Consider the following 16,535-nt stretch of genomic DNA (forward strand, 5'->3'; position numbering starts at 1 on the left):
CAAAAAGTAAACCGAACAACGAGAACCAAAGCCCGTATCTCACGATATTTTCCTTTTACAAATAGTTAAAAAATCCAAAATCTAGCATACAAAAGAAAGCCTTTGGCTGAAAATCCTTGCTGTATTTTGTAAGGCAGAAATAAGCCGTAAATATATCCTAATGAGGGAGCCACCACCTATTCATATAAATTATGCTGGACATTTTAGGTCACATCGAAAAAATTATTTAGGCCGATGATCTCTTTTGTTGGCAGCAGGAGCCGTGCCAGATCCTCTGGACGATCTAAGTCCCATAGCGTCGGTAGTTGGATAACGTTCCAACCTATCTGCATCAGTCTTTGGCGGGTTTGCTCAAATACCTGAGCCGAGCCCCAATCTATATTTGAAAAGATTAAAGGGTCAATTTGGCGAAGTCCGATCAGGACATAACCGCCGTCCTCCGCCGGGCCAATGACGGCTTTACTTTCAGGCTCACCCGTAACAAGTTGCTCCACTGCTATTTCCAGATATGCCCTGTCGAGCGTAGGGCAATCACTACCGATAAGAATGATGAAGTCATAGCATTCCAGAACTGCTGCTATCGCATGCATCATGCGCTCACCAAGATCCTCCCCCTGTTGCCAACGAATGTCTGGCTGATATCTCTCAGCGATTGCGGCAATACTGGCATTTGTCGAGGAGGGATCACTTAACCAGAGTTCAACGGGACAAAGGTTGGCTGTTAGACAAGTAACTAATGTTTTTTCTAAAAAATGCTGATGTAGCGCCAATGCTTTTTCTGCACCGATTGAAGGAATTAAACGCGTCTTTACCTTACCTAGTTCCGGAGTCTTTGCAAACTGAATGATACAGCCCTGCGGATACTTCACGGTAAATTTCCCTGGTAATTCGTGGAGTTATCATATTGTTTAACCAAACGAGAAGGGCTAACACCCAGAAAATATAAGAAGCGTAATTTCCACATGAGCAAAATGGTGCGCCAGATACCACGTTGTTCCCAGCGTCGACTTGAGGTCACTAAAGGTGAGCCAATACAAAGTGGGCGGCTTAGGCGTTTCAATCGTTTGCTCAACTCAACATCTTCCATCAAGGGAATCTGGGCATACCCACCAATAGTTTGAAATAACGCTCTGCGTACAAAAATTGCCTGATCACCAGTGGCAATCCCTGTCATTTTCGACCGCAGGTTCATTAAGTGAGCAACCAATCGCAAATGCGGGTGAGAACCACTCAGCCGAACGTCGAAGCGCCCCCAGGCTTGCTTGGCAGGCATTATTTTATCCCGCCAAATCGATTCAATATTTTGGGGTAGAAGGGTGTCCGCGTGCAAAAACATCAGCCATTCACCCTGCGCGATTTGTGCTCCAGCGTTCATTTGTAGTGCACGTCCGGCTTTGGTTTGAATAATTCGATCCGTGAATGGTGCTGCTATCGCTATGGTTTGGTCTTTGCTGCCACCATCAATCAGAATGATTTCGCTATTGAGAGCCTCTGTACTTTGTCGCAGGCTAGCAAGCGTCTGTGCTAATACTGCCGCTTCATTAAGAGTGGGGATGATGAAGCTAATCTGCATAAGGTCGGCAATGGTGTCTCAGGAAAGTGCGCCGCCACAGCTGCTGCCCTGTCCGGCGGTACAGCCGTAACAATGATCGGCGACCGCGATGGCTGCTCCGCGGATATCTTTATTCATAAGATCTTGCAGGTGGATTTTGGTGCGATCTGACGCCAACAGTGGCATATCCAACATTTGGTTAAAATCGCAGTCGTATACAAAACCTTGCCAATCCACGCTGATTAAGCTTCGACACATCACCGTTGGTAAATTAGCGGGTTGAAAATTATTTTTTAGCAATTGAATGTAACTATCGAATTGTCGTTTGGATATTAGTGTGCTGCCGAAACGACTGATGGGCATATTAGCCAGCGCGAATAGTTGATTAAACTCAATACCATAATGCTCACGTAACTCTCTTTTGTAGTCCTGTTCCAAAACTTGCTGAGGTGGTGGCAAAAATGGCCCGGTCGGGTTATAAACCAGATTGAGCACTAGACCAGAGTTGGGCATTCCGTAGCCGAGCTGGTTTAAGAGCTGTAGCGCGGCGATACTATCCTTAAAAACACCCTTGCCACGCTGTTGATCCACGTTCTGTTCCGAATAGCAAGGTAACGAGGCCGTCACAATCACCTGCTGGTCAGCGAGAAACTGAGCGTAATCCTCGTAACCTGGTTCCAGCAATATGGTTGGGTTGCAGCGGTCCATTACCTGCGCATTTCTGGCCCGGGCTTGTGTCACCAGATATTTAAAGTGAGGGTTCATTTCCGGCGAGCCGCCAGTCAGATCCAATAACCGAATGTTGCGATGTTCGATAAAAGCCAACACCCTATCGATATTATCTCGATCCATCAATTCGGTACGTCGAGGACCAGCGTTCACATGGCAGTGCACACAACTCAGGTTGCAAAGATAACCGAGGTTGACTTGGAGGGTTTCCAGCTTTTTGCGCTGTAGTGGAGGGAATGTAGTTGTCGCTAAAAGCGGTCGAGTATCGAGCATGAGAAACCCGTTTTGGATGATGAAAAGAGCGAACTAAGGTCGCCAAAAGATCCATAATAGAGCACCTCGCTTATTATGAACAGCAAGCGACCTATTCATTCCCGGTAATGCTGTCGGCCGGGTTAATTGGCGGATTGCTGCAACGCCCTGATCCGATCATCCAGCGGTGGGTGTGACATAAACAGGCGCATGAAGCCTTGCTTAATGCCGCCTCCCTTAATACCAAAGGCTACCAACGTATCCGCCATTTGGCTAGGGGCATCGTATTCTGATTTTAAGCGCGCCAAAGCACCGATCATGGCACCACGCCCAGCAAGCTTTGCACCCGCAGCATCGGCCCGGTATTCGCGCCAACGGGAGAACCACATCACAATCATGGATGCTAATAAGCCCAGAACTAGCTCGGCAATGATGGTCGTAATGTAATAACCAATGCCGTGCCCACGTTCAGTTTTAAAGATGACACGATCGACGGTATGACCAATAATGCGTGAAAAAAACATCACAAAAGTGTTAACGACACCTTGAATTAAGGTTAGTGTGATCATGTCACCATTGGCGACATGGCCGATTTCGTGTGCCAATACAGCCCTGACCTCTTCTTTATCGAATCGGCTGAGGAGCCCGGTACTAACCGCGACTAGAGCACTGTTTCGATTCCAGCCGGTAGCAAAGGCATTAGATTGCTCCGATGGAAACACGCCTACTTCTGGCATGCCGATCCCGGATTGCTCCGCTAATCGCTTAACCTCGTTCACCAGCCAGCGCTCGGGTTCGTTAGCGGGCTGTTCGATAATTTTTACCCCCATCGAACGTTTGGCCATCCACTTGGATATAAAGAGTGAAATTAATGAGCCGCTAACACCAAATATCGCACAGAATACCAACAGAGCCTGTAAATCAAGGTCAATACCGTTAGCTGCCATGATGGAGTTAAACCCCAGCAGACTTAAAGTAATATTGGCAACGAATAGAATAGCCAAGTTGGTCGCGATGAATAGTAATATGCGCATAACAGCCCTTTACTCCACAGATAAATGATCAAGCCCTTTGACACAATATGCGGCCAATTCTATCCCTTTCAATTGCAGATAGCCTGTAATTACTTTTGTGGCGATAGGGTAACCCGTTGCGAGAGCTGTGCTCTCTTCCCAAATTAGGAAGAGAGTTACAACGAGAGATATTTTAACGAACAGCGATTTTTCGCACTAACGGCCATTTATCAAAGAAAGTATTAAAAAATAGTAGCGTCATCAATAACGCAAATTGCCCTGCTAAAATGCCAAGAGGAGAAACGCCCATGCCAAGGTCATTCGAGCCATAAGGAATGAGGGTATAGGTTTTAATCCAGATCACACCATAAATGGTGCCTCCGATAAACCAAATTGCAATACGGATCAGCACCCGCGCGGCCTGGTTGGTAATTAATTCGGAGCTAGGATAATCATCAAACAGGTGATGCCAAGCTAACATAAAGACGATCACCGATAACTCCAAAGACGACACCACCACATCTATAGGTGGTCCTGTTACCAGATTCATTGGTTCAATAATAGCGCGCACGACTGGCGGCACCACAAAGCCTGCGGCAACCGCAATTACAAATCCGGCAATACCCATCCAGGGTTGCCTTTTCGCAAAGAAGCGCATTGGGTAAAGCTCTCCACCCTCCACTGGCATAATGGCGAAAATGACATAAGCCTGGCAGAAGGCGATGAAAGCTGGCCAATTACCAAAAGGTGGAGCAACTATTTCATGATGTCCTAGGCTAAGATTCATCCAACTCGGCACGATCATCGCCATCCATACTATCCAAGTGACAGCGATACCCATCGCGAGCACACCATAACCATCCGTAGGGCTTTCTGCTTTCCCCGCAAAGGGCCATTTTAACAACAGCGAGACCAAGGGGATTTGCGCGATAATGACTGATAGCGCGTAGAAGTTAGAAGTCTCCCATCCTTCAATGGCCAAGTGAATCTCATCAACCGACTGAGGCGTGAACATGAGCGTCAAGCTAAATGGCTTCCACCAAAGACCCAGCAGGCTAATTAGTACTAAGAAAGCAACTACGCCCAAAAACCAAGCCAGTAGTGTGTACCAAATACCTGCCCAGGGTTGTTTGTCTGTGAAATAAGTTTTTCCGTAATTGTTCATCACCAGCGTCATCCAAATCCAGGTATTAATTACCATCCAGAAAAAAGTCCCCTCGGCTACTACGCTCGTCAACTTGCTTGTTAAATGAGCATCGAGCAAAGTAAGCGTCGGTCCGGCAATAGCTAAATACAACTTTTGCATTGCCAACGACCAAATTGGCCAAATCAAATTGGCGGCAACAAAGCTCAAAGCCAACGCCGTAAAACCGGTTGCAAGCTTGCCTTGGAAAACACGTTTCACATCGTAGTGCTCCACTAAACACCTCCTTTAATATTTTTATGATAGGCAGTTTATTCTTTTAAGGTAGGTCAGCACTGAATCCCTCCGGGAGCCGCCTCCATGGCTTTTTATGACCAATACGCTGAAAAGGTAATAATGGTTTCTTGTTGGAGACAGCTGTTTAAGAGGATTGGATAATATAATGCATCTTGCTTGTTGTCTATATGCAAAATAATGCATTCAAGGTGAAATAAAATTAACCCGGATTATTGTGTCCGCAGTGGAAGGTTTTGGTCAGGGCGATAAATAGAAAATGAGGGTGGCGACAAGCGAAGCGAATCAGTAGAATAGCGCCTCATCTACCGCATCGCTCCGGTGGCACAGCTGGATAGCGCAGCCCCCTCCTAAGGGGCAGGTCGCAGGTTCGAATCCTGCCCGGGGCGCCAATTAAATCGAGGTTATACATTTTTTAATTGGGATGTCAGGCAAAAAATTTAAGTCCCTATTAAATCCATTGATATTTAAACTAACCAAGCTGCAGGAAAACTAGCAGCCTATTTTCCCTGCAGTCTCGTTATGAATTTTTAAACCTAAGTCAAAGGAAGTGCAATGAAGAATAAATTAGGATAATACTTTGCACAATTGTGGCAACAAGCTGCGCTGCTACTGGAAACAAATCTCTGTGCCATGAAAATAAGGACTCAATTACAGAGAAATTTAAAAAGGGTACTACCCATAAAGATGAAGTGGTTTCACGTTAGGCACCCAACCGAAACCACTTTCACCGACGGAGGGTTTGAAATCATTAAGTATAAGGTGAGTACCGCTCTGGTATAGCTGAATAAACCAAAAATTTATATAAACAAAGGCAGCGGATGCTCATGCTGTCGTTTTGACCTTTGGAATACTTCGCGGTATGGGTGCCAGCTAGTATGTGTGGACATGCATGTAATCAGTTGGGGAAGTTGCTCCAGTCGGTCGCAAGATGTGGCTATCTCCACATCTCTGCCGAAGGAGTTAAGTGTTCAATGGAGTCAGTGTGGCTTGGATTTATTTAATACTTGCAGGGCTATTTGAAATAGGTTGGCCTGTAGGCCTAAAAATGGCTCAAGAAGACGGTACACGCATTACGGGTGTACTCCTAGCAATTGTCTTTATGAGTGCTAGTGGTTTACTTTTGTGGTTGGCGCAGAAAGAAATTCCTATTGGGACATCTTACGCAGTTTGGACTGGTATTGGTGCTGCAGGTACGTTCCTGGTTGGTATAATTTTCTATGGTGATCCGACCAGCTTGGCCCGCTATCTCGGCATAATATTAATCATTACAGGCGTTGCTACATTAAAGCTGGCACACTGATGTAAAGCGCACACTTAACTTCTGTATGGCCGCCCCTCGTTAATAAGCAAAGCAGCGGACTCCACGAACCGTAACACCTTTTGCTTTCGCAAAAAAGCTATGTCGAATTTTTGCGTCCTCTATTTGGGGCATTACTGGTGGGCCTTCAGATTCTAGGGCAAGGGTTGGTTTAAAGTAAAATGGAGCTAAACGAAAAAATCTGTCTACTATGCGCCTACAATTAAAATTGATTTATATGGTGCCGGAAGAGGCCGGGGCCGGATTTGAAAATCACTTCAACTTGTTGAAATAAAAGATAAATATTTAAAATTTCCATTGTTTTGTGCTGACAATTATACCGTCAAAATAATATTTTAATAATTTTTGGGAATCGAATTGCGTAGTTTTATAACCTTTCGCTTGTGATTTTTATTTATTGAGCTTATGTATGGCAATTGGGGGGCTGAGTGTCTCAGTTCGGCCATAAGCGGACGTTCTAGTGAAGTTATAAATCAATTCTTTAGCTCTGTTAGGACCTACTTTTTACAAATCGTCGAATTGAACCACTTTGCTTTTCTTGAATGCGGTGCTGTGCCCAAGGGTGGATGCCCATTATTTCATCGTCTCGGCATATATTTCTATTTATGAGATAATTGACAGCAGGGTTTATCCGTCTGGGGCTCCAATCAAACTTTTCTGCAATTTCAGTTAGACTTGTTGGAAAACGTTCATCATTTAGAATAGCTGAGGCCATTCTTAGAGCGTCTTTGTCAGGCTCCCACCCCATAAATGCTTTATCAAACTCCACAAATAACTCATTTTCAGGGATAATACTGTAGTGCTCTTCTTTGAAAAATGGTCTCAATTCATAAAGCCCATCTTCTATGTCTTTTTGGGTTAGCCCTGTTTCTTGAACTAAATCATCCATCTCAAGCATTGGGTCATGACTGGTTCCTGTTTCTGACTTTGAACAAAAAACGTTAGCAATAGCTGTTGCAGCCACACTAAAACCGGTATCTGGCAATTCTTCATCTATAGGTGCTTTCCCTAAGGTGGGCTTTTTTGAAATTCCATGAATATCGTTTATCAACTGAGATAGGTCGAGTTCTTCAGTGACCTCAGGACTAAAATGTCCCGATAACAGAGCTGGTAATTTTTCGTGAGAAAGATTAAAACGTAATGGAATAAATTTGCACTTTTTGTCAAGCATGCGCACTAAACCTGCATCCATTTCCTGTTTAACCCAAGGTTTCTGAATAGCTGTTGGCGATAACAAAACAATAAAATGCGTGCAAGTACCTAACCCGTCATCAATACGCTGACGAAGGCTATCACCGGAAGCAATTTCCCATTCAGCCCACCACGTATCGATCCGGTTACTCATAAGTTCATTAGCAATTTTTCCAGCTAGATCATGATCCTCCCAACCAAAACTAAGGAATACTTTTGGTGACAATACTTTTCTCCTCTCAACAAAATTCACACTTTTAAGCTCTTCTTCAGGTATTTTACTGCGTACGTGCTGAATAAGCTCTTTTGAACCTTCAACTTTCACAGACAAATTATTCAAGTCGTTTCCATAAACTACAACCGTTGGGAATTCTTCTGTTTTAGGATGACGAATAGACCGAAGGCGTTCCGCAAACTCAACCTTAGCTATTTGTGTAACTCTATCTATTATGCTTTTTTGAAAGTCGCCAGCGTTAAATTTCTTACCGTTAAAAGTCAACATAACTCAGTAACCAGCTCCGTAAAATTACCTATAAACCGAAAGAAACATGTACTGTTCCATTCACGTTTCTTAAAGAAATATGCCTATCATTTCTTGTTGTTAAAACCTTCTTGATATTCACAGGCTTGTCCATGAATGTTCACAATTAACCGATAGCGCTATTTCACTTCACTAAAATCGATCATCCAGAAAGTAGCGAATGCGGTATATAAAACCTTAACAAAAGTCTTTTTTTGAATACTTCAGTTAACGGCGGGGAGCAGACATTTAATTTTTACTCTGACCCCGAACGATTGACCCCGAACGATTTGACTTGTTAGGCATTTTCTTTTGTTGCTCTCTCTGTCGCTGCCTTTCTCTTTTAACATAGCTCGCATCAACTAATTCTTCATGATCCAGTTGTAGAGCACAATTCATCACTTCTGAGATCGAATTATCCGAAAGCTCAAAGTTTTCTGGAATTAAACCAAATTTACGTCCACTATTCTCCTGGAGTGCGGAAAACAGAGCCCGTAGAAAATCTATCTTAGATGGCCTGCTCGAAGCAGTTGATGCTTCTGTAAGTGAATCGGTAGCGTAAATATCTGCACTTCCAGCATCCAGACCTACTTCTGCTACTACCTCCTCTATACTAGGCCAGTACTTTAGATCAAATTGGTGTTTTATATGACTTAATGGCTTTTTGATGTAGCTACGGTACAAGAAATTATCTTTCGACGCGTTCTCTATAACATTAATAATGCTATAGTGGGTGCCACTAGAAAAACCTGAATGATTATGGAGTTCATCACGCCTCTCTAATAGGCCGACTAGCTGTTGTGCTACTTTAGCAATTTGTCTGTTTACTTCAAATAGTTCTTTCCTTTCAGTTCTGTAAGTGGCTGCTTTTTTCGGATTCCAAAACGCTGCACAAGACAAAACTAACGATAGAAATACTTCAATTTGTTGCTCGTTAAGTGATTTGGACAATTCGGCATATACATATTTCATGTTTTCCTTGTTATTAAGCAGCCGATCGATGACGCCATTCTCACTAGGTAAAATGGAATGCGCGATATTATAAGCCATAGATTTGCGAAGGATTTCTTCACATTTTTCTGTTGCTGTGGTTTGGTGTTCAGTCATTGGTATTGTTCTCCTTATCGATAAATACCTTTCACACCAACAATTATATTTTCCAGAAATAGCTCTGTCGGTAACTGAAACTAAATTATCTTTACGCAATTCAGGTACTTGTCCCTAGAATACCTAACGAGCCGCTAAAGAGCCGTAGTGCAGCAGCTGCACTTTTTGCGGTTTGTTATGAACGTTCTTTGCATTCAATCTCCCAAAATAATGCTCCAACGTCTTTAGATAGTTTTTGAATAATATGCTGCATGACGAGTGAATCAATATTGGGGTAGATTTCTAACAATCCAATTGAAATTTGAGTTAGAGACAGGGCTGTCAGGTCGGCAGGGTCGGTCATTCCTGAATTGCTTGGGCCGACTAATAGAACCTCCTCCTCTGCTTCAACCAAGCCAAGCTTATTTTTAATTCCATGCACATTTGCATGAACATTTTGGCTCGGCCATTTATAATAAGGGCGCAAGTGATCAAGCTCGACAGCTTCTTCCAGGCAAGAAAAATTAGGTCTTTTGTTGTTCAATGCTTCTGCTGCCCACCCATAGCTCTCTTTAAAATCTTTTCCGTACTTATTAAGCGCCTCGTCACGTGCCAATTTGCACTCGCGCAGCTCTACTTCGGAAAACCTTTCAACATTTAATCTTGGCTCATATTTATTGTACTGGACCATAGCTTTATAAGATTCAATTACTTCATGCTCAAAATACCGAATAGCAAGTTCATTCCCATGATCAATTAAAAATAAAGCAGTGACTACCACCTCGTGCAAAGCACGCCATCTCGCATGCGCTGCATCAGCAAAACCGCCTTTAAGAAGCCAGAGTATTTCCGAAGAGATATGACAAGCCCTGGCATGCAAGCGAACTACTAGATCGAACTGTATGTTCTGCTCTTTGACTGCAAGTTCTCTATTCGTGTTATTGAATTCACTACCTGCCTCGAGGCATACGGAAATCAATATTTCAATGGCATCAAAACCCTTCTTCCACCTTTCAATATTTCTATCTACGAAACCATCTGCGTCGTCACGGTTTAACTTTAGTGTCTCTTGAGCATTTTCTTGCAGTGAATCAACAATGCCGTCAGCTATTTCTGGAACAGTGTCGCGAATCACATCTGAAACAAGGGGATACAATTCCTTTTCTGACAAATCTTTCTTCGCATTCTTGAGTGCATCGTCTAATATCTTCTCAAATATGCTTTGGAGACTATCCATACGTCAGCCTAGTTCACGCCGTAGCAAACGGCTGCGTTTTCGCGTGCGTATTTACCTGCATTGTTATGAGAAGTTAATAAGATCACCGTAACCCCATATAATTGTGCCTATAGCTGCTGCTGTAAAAGATGTTAAAGATAAGGCTGTATGCAACTTGCCATACTTAATTCTCATTGGCCATAGATGCTCATCCCATATGCCCGACATATAAATAAGCCCATGAATGGTGAATAGCATATATTCTGATAGGAGGGCAAGAAAGACCATGATAGAGCCACTACGTTGAAGCCATGTTGCTATGGTTTCGTTAGCAGGCATTAAAATACCGATATAAGCAAGAGTAGGTATTGCCACTGCGCCCAAAAGAAGCAATCCACAAATTAGCAAAGTGGTTACAATTTTTCCTTCTTGTGTCGGAACTTCCGTACTCATTGTTTAGTACTCATAAAACGTGATAGAACTGGCCCTTGCAGTCAAAAAGCAAAACTTAGTCTTTGTCTATAAGGTACGGGAGGAGGGGGTTTGGGAAACACTACCAGGTTACCTCCCTATATACCTCGATAATTGAGATCCTATAGTACAAGATCATTTTAGCATTGACCAACGTGATATGGTTTATAGGTGTTCTGCTACAAGTGTTTGTACGTGCTGTTGAAAAAAGCTGTCCACAAGTCCACAACCCTTACCTTATTGCGAAGTGAACCCCATTGCTCGCGCAGCCCGAACGATGATGTTTAGGTTACGTCGTTGTGGATCCTGTGGTCAGGTTTTCCGTTCTGAATGATCGCTTTAACTATATTTAATCCGCAAGGTGTCCGCTATTATTGGCTGAGACTCCGCTCTGCGCCATCGTCACTGCCGAGCGCAGCGGGGTAGTGACGATGGCCCCGTGCCAGAAACCACGACAGGTGCCGCTCGAATTTCCTAGTTACGGATAAGTTTTCTGTTCTTATACTTGGTGCTATCTATCGAATCTATCCGCACGCCACAGCGGAAATGTGGCAAGGGGCTCCCGCCCTTGCTTTGGCGAAACGGGAACGGCGTTATAGGGCATCATTGATGCATCAGCCGAAAGGCTGATTGCCCATATTTCTCATCACCGTTTTAACGGTTTCTTTAACTCAGCGGGCCGTTGGTTCCGCATTATTTAAGAGGAGGTGATTACTTCACCATGACAGTGGACTCTTTAATGAGTCAATTGGTTTGCATCCTACCGGCTCCAACAGGAGCACGGGGATGTCGCCTGAAATCAGGCATATTCAGATTGCAACGGGAGTCGTGTCCCGAGGCCATTCCGCGAAAGCGGGTCAGTAGGCTACGAGCCTGCGATTGGTCATAAACACTCACCAGAAAGCAACCACACGAGAAGATCTGAATCACCAATTGAAGCCGCTGTGCAGTAGTATCCACAGCGACAGTTACGACAGTCAAGCCAACCGGCTATCGCTACTGTATCCGCTTATTGATCCTGTAGGGAACGAACAATCAAAGCATGGATTTACTTTCGCCTGTTTTGTTGGGTAGCAAAAGTCATTCGAAACCGCTTCGGTCTGTGTAGGCTTTTGCCGTTGTTTTCTCCTTGTTATTGCCTAGCATAGAGACGCTAGACAAAAGCAAGGAGACGTATATGAGTTTCAGAATCTTAAGGTTAAAAGAGGTCCAGCAGGTGACAGGATTATCCCGTTCAACTATTTATGCCGAAATCGCCAAAGGTAAATTTCCCAAGCAGGTGAAACTCACCGGTGCTCGCTCTGTCGGTTGGCCTGAAAGTGTTATTGTGCAGTGGGTTGAATCCCGGCGGCAGGTGTAAGCACCTCCAACATTTGGCCTTTCGACCGGTTTTACTTTAATGCCTCCTCAATATCTTCACGGCTTATTATTCGCACAATTTCAGCACAAGCTTGGCTCTGTCGGTAATAGATCGAGTGCACGCCGTACACACTACGGCGGCATCCCTCCAAATATTGGTCAGCGAGGGGATACATAAAAGGGCTATTCCCTATTGCCTCGAATCGCTGCTCCATGCCTTCGGCGTAACATTCCGCTTGCTCATAGCCAAAGTTCTCTATTCCATATTGATAAAGTCTCGCATAATCAGCTGCTGCTTTATTGGTCAGTTTATAGGTCATTCACCTGTCCGCTTTCCGTCCCTGATATCCTGCCTGATCTGAGCAGGGGTTAACTCCGACAAACCGCTTTTGATACCTTCCTGCAGCAGGGCCCGGATCGCTTCTGCTTCCGAACTTTCTCTTCTCCTCGCTTGCCGTATCAAGTCGTTTACAACTTCGCTATTGCTACCGTACTCCTTACTTTCTATCTGCGCTTTTAGCCAATCAGCATTGGGCTCGGTAATTGTGATGCTTTGTCTTGGCATGATATGACTCCAGTTAGTTGGTGTATAAATGTATCAATATTACACCATTTATGCACCATAAAAGCCACAATCGTTTTATCCCTTCATAATCAAAGAAAGCTCGATACAAACAAAGCATGCAGCAATCAAAGGTTATTAACCCTGGAAAAAAGCGGCACCACCTTATTGGTAACCCGCATTTCATCTAGATAATCGGCCCACCATTGCATCATCTTGTATCGTTCTTCCAGGTAACGAGCGTGGTGGGTATAGGCAGCTCTTACGCCGTTCCGCTCCTGGTGGGCCAGTTGGCGCTCGATAGCGTCCGGGTTAAAGCCAGATTCGTTCAGTATCGAAGAGGCGGTGGCTCTAAAGCCGTGGGGAACAGCTTTACTCTTGCCAGGATGTTTGCCGTCGTAGCCAAGCTTAAATATGGCCTGACGCATGGTGTTGTCGGACATGGGTTGGTCGCGGTAGCGCTCGGATGGAAAAATCAGTTCGTATTTACCGGTCATGCCCTGCAGTAGTTCGAGTAGATCCAACGCCTGAGGGGCGAGGGGAACTAGGTGTTCGGTACTCATCTTCATACGGGCGGCGGGGATTCGCCATACTTTGTTTTCGAAGTCGAACTCGACCCAGCGTGCGCCGCGCAGCTCGCCGGAACGGACAAAGGTAAGCAATAGGAGTTTGATTGCTCGTTTCGTCAGCAAGCGGCCACCGTAGGTTTCCAGCTCCCTAAGAAATTGAGGAAGTTCCTCCCTGGGTAGGGAAGGGTGATGTTGCACTTTCCTTTGTCTAACAATGCCGTCCAGATCGCTAGCTGGGTTACGGGTGGCGATGCCCGTTTGTATCCCAAATCGGCAAATAGCTTTAATGGCCTGCTTGACGCGATTAGCAACGTCGAGAGCATCTCGGGCTTCAATTTTTCGAATGGTTGCTATTACCTGCATGGGAGTAATTTCATCGATGGTCAGATATCCCAGATCAGCAAAGGCGTTGTCTTCAAGACGCTTGAGTACTCGGGCCGCGTGGGTAGGCGTCCAGGTAGCGCGGTAATGATCCCACCATTGGCGGGCGACTGCCTCAAAGTGGTACATTTTCTGCGCGCGCTTTTCCTCTTTGCGCACGGCGCTGGGGTCTTGATCGTTACTGATTTGAATTTTTGCTGAGCGAAGTTTTTCCCGTGCGTCCTTGAGGCTGACCTGGGGATAGATGCCCAGGGCGATGGTTTTGCGTTTGCCGCGAAAGCGGTAATCCATACGCCAGTACTTGTTGCCGTTCTTTTTGACCAGCAAATACATACCGCCGCCATCATACAATTTGTAATCTTTGTCGCGGGGTTTTGCATCCTTGATGTGGATATTCACCAGAGCCATGTGACGTCACCTTTCCTTGAATTCCGTTGACGGTATATTCCTTAATTGAAACGAAATCACGTGTAAAGTACCGACAAATGGTTCGGCTGTCAATAAACGCTGTTGAACGTAATAGAAAGATAGGGTTGTCGTAACTTATTGTTTTTGTTTGTTTAATGCAGCTTATTGGACTTCTTCGGATTTTACCGGAAGATGTCAATGGTGCCCGGGGCCGGAATCGAACCGGCACGATGTTGCCATCGAGGGATTTTAAGTCCCTTGCGTCTACCAATTTCGCCACCCGGGCTGGGTGGGTAGGCTAAGCTAGCCTTTTTTAAAGCTGGAGGCGCGGGTCGGAATCGAACCGGCGTAGGCTGAGTTGCAGTCAGCTGCATAACCACTTTGCTACCGCGCCATCTTGATCGTCAAACTAAAAAGCCTCGGTGATCAACCGAGGCTGAATTTGGAGCGGGAAACGAGACTCGAACTCGCGACCCCAACCTTGGCAAGGTTGTGCTCTACCAACTGAGCTATTCCCGCTTAAAACAAGGTGAGCTATTGTAGCCATATGCTATTTCGTGTCAAGACGCTTTTTGGTTCTAGGTGATTTAGCGGTGATCTTTCTTTCACGTTTTGTTAGCAATACTAGCCATTCAATAAAAAATTAAGGGCGATACGGTTAAATATAGCTGGCTTCTCGGCATGTAGCCAGTGTCCTGTGCCGGCGATTATTTTGACGCTAGCGTTGGGAAATAACGTCAAGACGGTTTCTTTATGTTTGGCTTGAATATAAGCAGATTCACTGCCTTTGATAAAGAGGGTAGGGCCATGGAAGGGATTGCCGGAGGGCGCTAGAATGATATTTTCGTAGTTAGCAGCAATGTCTTTGAGGTTAAATTTTAATTGGTAATTGCCGCTACTATTTTTTGTCAGGCTCTTTAGCAGGAATGCACGTACTTCTGGTTCCAACACATGTTTTGCCAAGAGTTGATCAGCCTCGCGGCGTGACTCTGGTTGGGCTTGTTTTACTTCGGTAAGTCCTTTGAGTACAGGATCATGTCTGCGTGAGTAGGTGACGGGGGCGATATCGGCCACAATTAGTTTATTGACACGCTCGGCGTGGTTCAGTGCTAACTGCATGGCGGCCTTACCACCCATAGAGTGACCCAGCAGATGCGCCTGCTTAATCTGCTGAGCGTTCATGAAACCAATGACATCGTCGGCCATATCACTAAAAGCCATGTCTGAATGATGCGGTGAGTCGCCGTGATTGCGCATATCCAAAAGGTATACGGAAAAGTGTCCTGCCAGGGCTTTGCTGACTTGGCTCAGGTTACGCAGCGACCCAAACAGGCCATGCAGTAATATGACCGGTTCGCCTTGGCCTTGATGGATAAAATTCAGTTTCATCTTGGTTGTTGCTATGATCCGTTTTCGTGATTGAAATCAACAGAAATCCTAAACGTGGGGCGTCGGTTGGTGATTATAAAGCAATTGAGACGGATCTAGCCGATGGACCCCATATTTTATTACCCATTATTGGTATTCACCGGACTGATTGCAGGGTTCGTTAATACCATCGCAGGTGGCGGTTCCAGTTTAACCATTCCTGCGCTGATGATTTTAGGCATGCCCGCTGATATCGCCAATGCCACTAACCGGGTTGGTGTACTGATGCACTCCATTGTGTCGACCATAGGGTTTCGGCGCGCGCAGATTGAGATTAACTCTGCGGATGCATTTGCTATTGTAGGCATCACCATTGTTGGTGGTATTGCCGGTGCAGTCATCGCCTCTTACCTACCAAACTTCTATCTAAAACCGATTTTGCTCGGTGTGATGGTGACGATGGCTTTGATTATTTTGCTAAAGCCGTCTGTCATTGTGCCACCACCGGGTACGCCGATTGTTCGTATCAGGGAAAAGCCTGGCGCCTGGGGCGGTCTGTTTATTGCGGGCCTCTATGGTGGGTTTGTGCATGCGGGGGTGGGCTTTCTGTTGATTGGTGCGATTGCAGGGACCTTGCGTTATGACTTGGTGCGCACCAATGCGTTTAAGATGCTCTGTGTTCTCGCTTTCACCTTCGCCGCCTTGCTGATTTTTATTGCGCGCGGACAGGTGAGCTGGCTGCCCGGATTGATTCTAGCGTTGGGGATGATGGTGGGTGGTCACTATAGCGTTAAGTTTGCGGTAAATGTCAGCCAGCAGGTTTTAAAGTGGTTGTTATTTACAATGACTTTGGTGGTGAGTGGCATTGCTTTGTTGAGTTAGGTGTTTTTCTCTGTTCTCAATCGTTAGCTCTCACCCTGGCCGTTTCCCGCAGAGGCTGTCGCGAAAGTCTGATCACTGTTCCCTCTCCCCTTTTTTTAGGGGAGGGGGCTAGGGTGAGGGGTAAAATAAAAACCAAACACATCAACATATTACAAGCTTTTCCCTCATCTCAATCCTCTCCCATAAAGAGAGGAAGAGTTTCTTTCTTGCCTTTCGC

General features: G+C 45.2%; 16 protein-coding genes and 4 tRNA genes. 4 read left to right on the forward strand and 16 right to left on the reverse strand.

The genetic code is table 11. The annotated features are described in order from the left end of the window. Positions 1-203 precede the first annotated feature (203 nt). From H6995_04885 to H6995_04905, 5 genes are all read right to left on the reverse strand, one after another. On the reverse strand, positions 204-869 hold the full coding sequence (locus H6995_04885; GenBank protein MCP5214325.1) for a TIGR04282 family arsenosugar biosynthesis glycosyltransferase: 666 nt from the start codon (positions 867-869) through the stop codon (positions 204-206). Beyond that, positions 866-1,573, reverse strand: coding sequence for a TIGR04283 family arsenosugar biosynthesis glycosyltransferase (locus H6995_04890; protein ID MCP5214326.1), 708 nt, complete (start codon positions 1,571-1,573; stop codon positions 866-868). Before H6995_04890 ends, H6995_04885 begins: the two co-directional genes overlap by 4 nt. 18 nt (positions 1,574-1,591) lie before the next feature. Continuing rightward, positions 1,592-2,554 (reverse strand): arsenosugar biosynthesis radical SAM protein ArsS, encoded by a 963-nt coding sequence (gene arsS, locus H6995_04895; GenBank protein MCP5214327.1) that lies wholly within the window; start codon positions 2,552-2,554, stop codon positions 1,592-1,594. 122 nt (positions 2,555-2,676) lie between these two features. Next, a complete protein-coding gene (gene htpX, locus H6995_04900; protein ID MCP5214328.1) occupies positions 2,677-3,567 on the reverse strand; it encodes a protease HtpX in 891 nt (296 codons plus the stop codon). 172 nt (positions 3,568-3,739) lie between these two features. Next, the gene (locus H6995_04905; protein ID MCP5214329.1) at positions 3,740-4,966 is read right to left on the reverse strand and encodes a hypothetical protein; all 1,227 of its coding nucleotides are present in this window, start codon (positions 4,964-4,966) and stop codon (positions 3,740-3,742) included. Between the two features lie 333 nt (positions 4,967-5,299). Between H6995_04905 and H6995_04910 the strand changes: the two genes are divergently transcribed. Then, a tRNA-Arg gene (locus H6995_04910) sits at positions 5,300-5,376 on the forward strand. A 593-nt stretch (positions 5,377-5,969) separates the two neighbouring features. Continuing rightward, positions 5,970-6,287, forward strand: a complete 318-nt coding sequence (locus H6995_04915; protein ID MCP5214330.1) for a multidrug efflux SMR transporter — start codon at positions 5,970-5,972, stop codon at positions 6,285-6,287. A gap of 508 nt (positions 6,288-6,795) precedes the next feature. Here the strand turns inward: H6995_04915 and H6995_04920 are convergent. From H6995_04920 to H6995_04935, 4 genes are all read right to left on the reverse strand, one after another. Beyond that, positions 6,796-7,998: a toll/interleukin-1 receptor domain-containing protein gene (locus H6995_04920; GenBank protein ID MCP5214331.1), complete on the reverse strand. Its 1,203-nt coding sequence runs from the start codon at positions 7,996-7,998 to the stop codon at positions 6,796-6,798. Positions 7,999-8,265: 267 nt separating this feature from the next. Then, positions 8,266-9,123: a hypothetical protein gene (locus H6995_04925; GenBank protein ID MCP5214332.1), complete on the reverse strand. Its 858-nt coding sequence runs from the start codon at positions 9,121-9,123 to the stop codon at positions 8,266-8,268. Between the two features lie 175 nt (positions 9,124-9,298). Further along, positions 9,299-10,339: a hypothetical protein gene (locus H6995_04930; GenBank protein ID MCP5214333.1), complete on the reverse strand. Its 1,041-nt coding sequence runs from the start codon at positions 10,337-10,339 to the stop codon at positions 9,299-9,301. A gap of 63 nt (positions 10,340-10,402) precedes the next feature. Then, positions 10,403-10,771 carry a hypothetical protein gene (locus tag H6995_04935; GenBank protein ID MCP5214334.1) on the reverse strand — a complete coding sequence of 123 codons (369 nt, stop codon included), beginning with the start codon at positions 10,769-10,771 and terminating at the stop codon, positions 10,403-10,405. A 1,195-nt stretch (positions 10,772-11,966) separates the two neighbouring features. On the opposite strand from H6995_04935, the gene H6995_04940 reads away from it, so the two are divergent. Further along, positions 11,967-12,149: an AlpA family transcriptional regulator gene (locus H6995_04940; GenBank protein ID MCP5214335.1), complete on the forward strand. Its 183-nt coding sequence runs from the start codon at positions 11,967-11,969 to the stop codon at positions 12,147-12,149. 31 nt (positions 12,150-12,180) lie between these two features. Here H6995_04940 and H6995_04945 read toward each other — a convergent pair whose 3' ends face one another. The 7 genes from H6995_04945 to H6995_04975 form a co-directional block, all read right to left on the reverse strand. Further along, a complete protein-coding gene (locus H6995_04945; GenBank protein MCP5214336.1) occupies positions 12,181-12,468 on the reverse strand; it encodes a type II toxin-antitoxin system RelE/ParE family toxin in 288 nt (95 codons plus the stop codon). After that, complete coding sequence (locus tag H6995_04950) at positions 12,465-12,713, reverse strand: type II toxin-antitoxin system ParD family antitoxin (protein ID MCP5214337.1); 249 nt, start codon at positions 12,711-12,713, stop codon at positions 12,465-12,467. Before H6995_04950 ends, H6995_04945 begins: the two co-directional genes overlap by 4 nt. A 125-nt stretch (positions 12,714-12,838) precedes the next feature. Next, entirely contained in the window at positions 12,839-14,068 is a 1,230-nt protein-coding gene (locus H6995_04955) for a tyrosine-type recombinase/integrase (GenBank protein ID MCP5214338.1), read from the reverse strand. A gap of 199 nt (positions 14,069-14,267) precedes the next feature. Next, positions 14,268-14,354, reverse strand: a tRNA-Leu gene (locus H6995_04960). 34 nt (positions 14,355-14,388) lie between these two features. Next, positions 14,389-14,462, reverse strand: a tRNA-Cys gene (locus H6995_04965). A 49-nt stretch (positions 14,463-14,511) separates the two neighbouring features. After that, positions 14,512-14,587, reverse strand: a tRNA-Gly gene (locus H6995_04970). A 105-nt stretch (positions 14,588-14,692) separates the two neighbouring features. Next, entirely contained in the window at positions 14,693-15,457 is a 765-nt protein-coding gene (locus H6995_04975; GenBank protein MCP5214339.1) for an alpha/beta fold hydrolase, read from the reverse strand. Between the two features lie 102 nt (positions 15,458-15,559). Between H6995_04975 and H6995_04980 the strand changes: the two genes are divergently transcribed. Beyond that, on the forward strand, positions 15,560-16,318 hold the full coding sequence (locus H6995_04980) for a sulfite exporter TauE/SafE family protein (protein MCP5214340.1): 759 nt from the start codon (positions 15,560-15,562) through the stop codon (positions 16,316-16,318). Positions 16,319-16,535 lie beyond the last annotated feature (217 nt).

The sequence above is a fragment of the Pseudomonadales bacterium genome (assembly GCA_024234615.1).
Taxonomy (GTDB): Bacteria; Pseudomonadota; Gammaproteobacteria; order Pseudomonadales; family IMCC2047; genus JAJFKB01.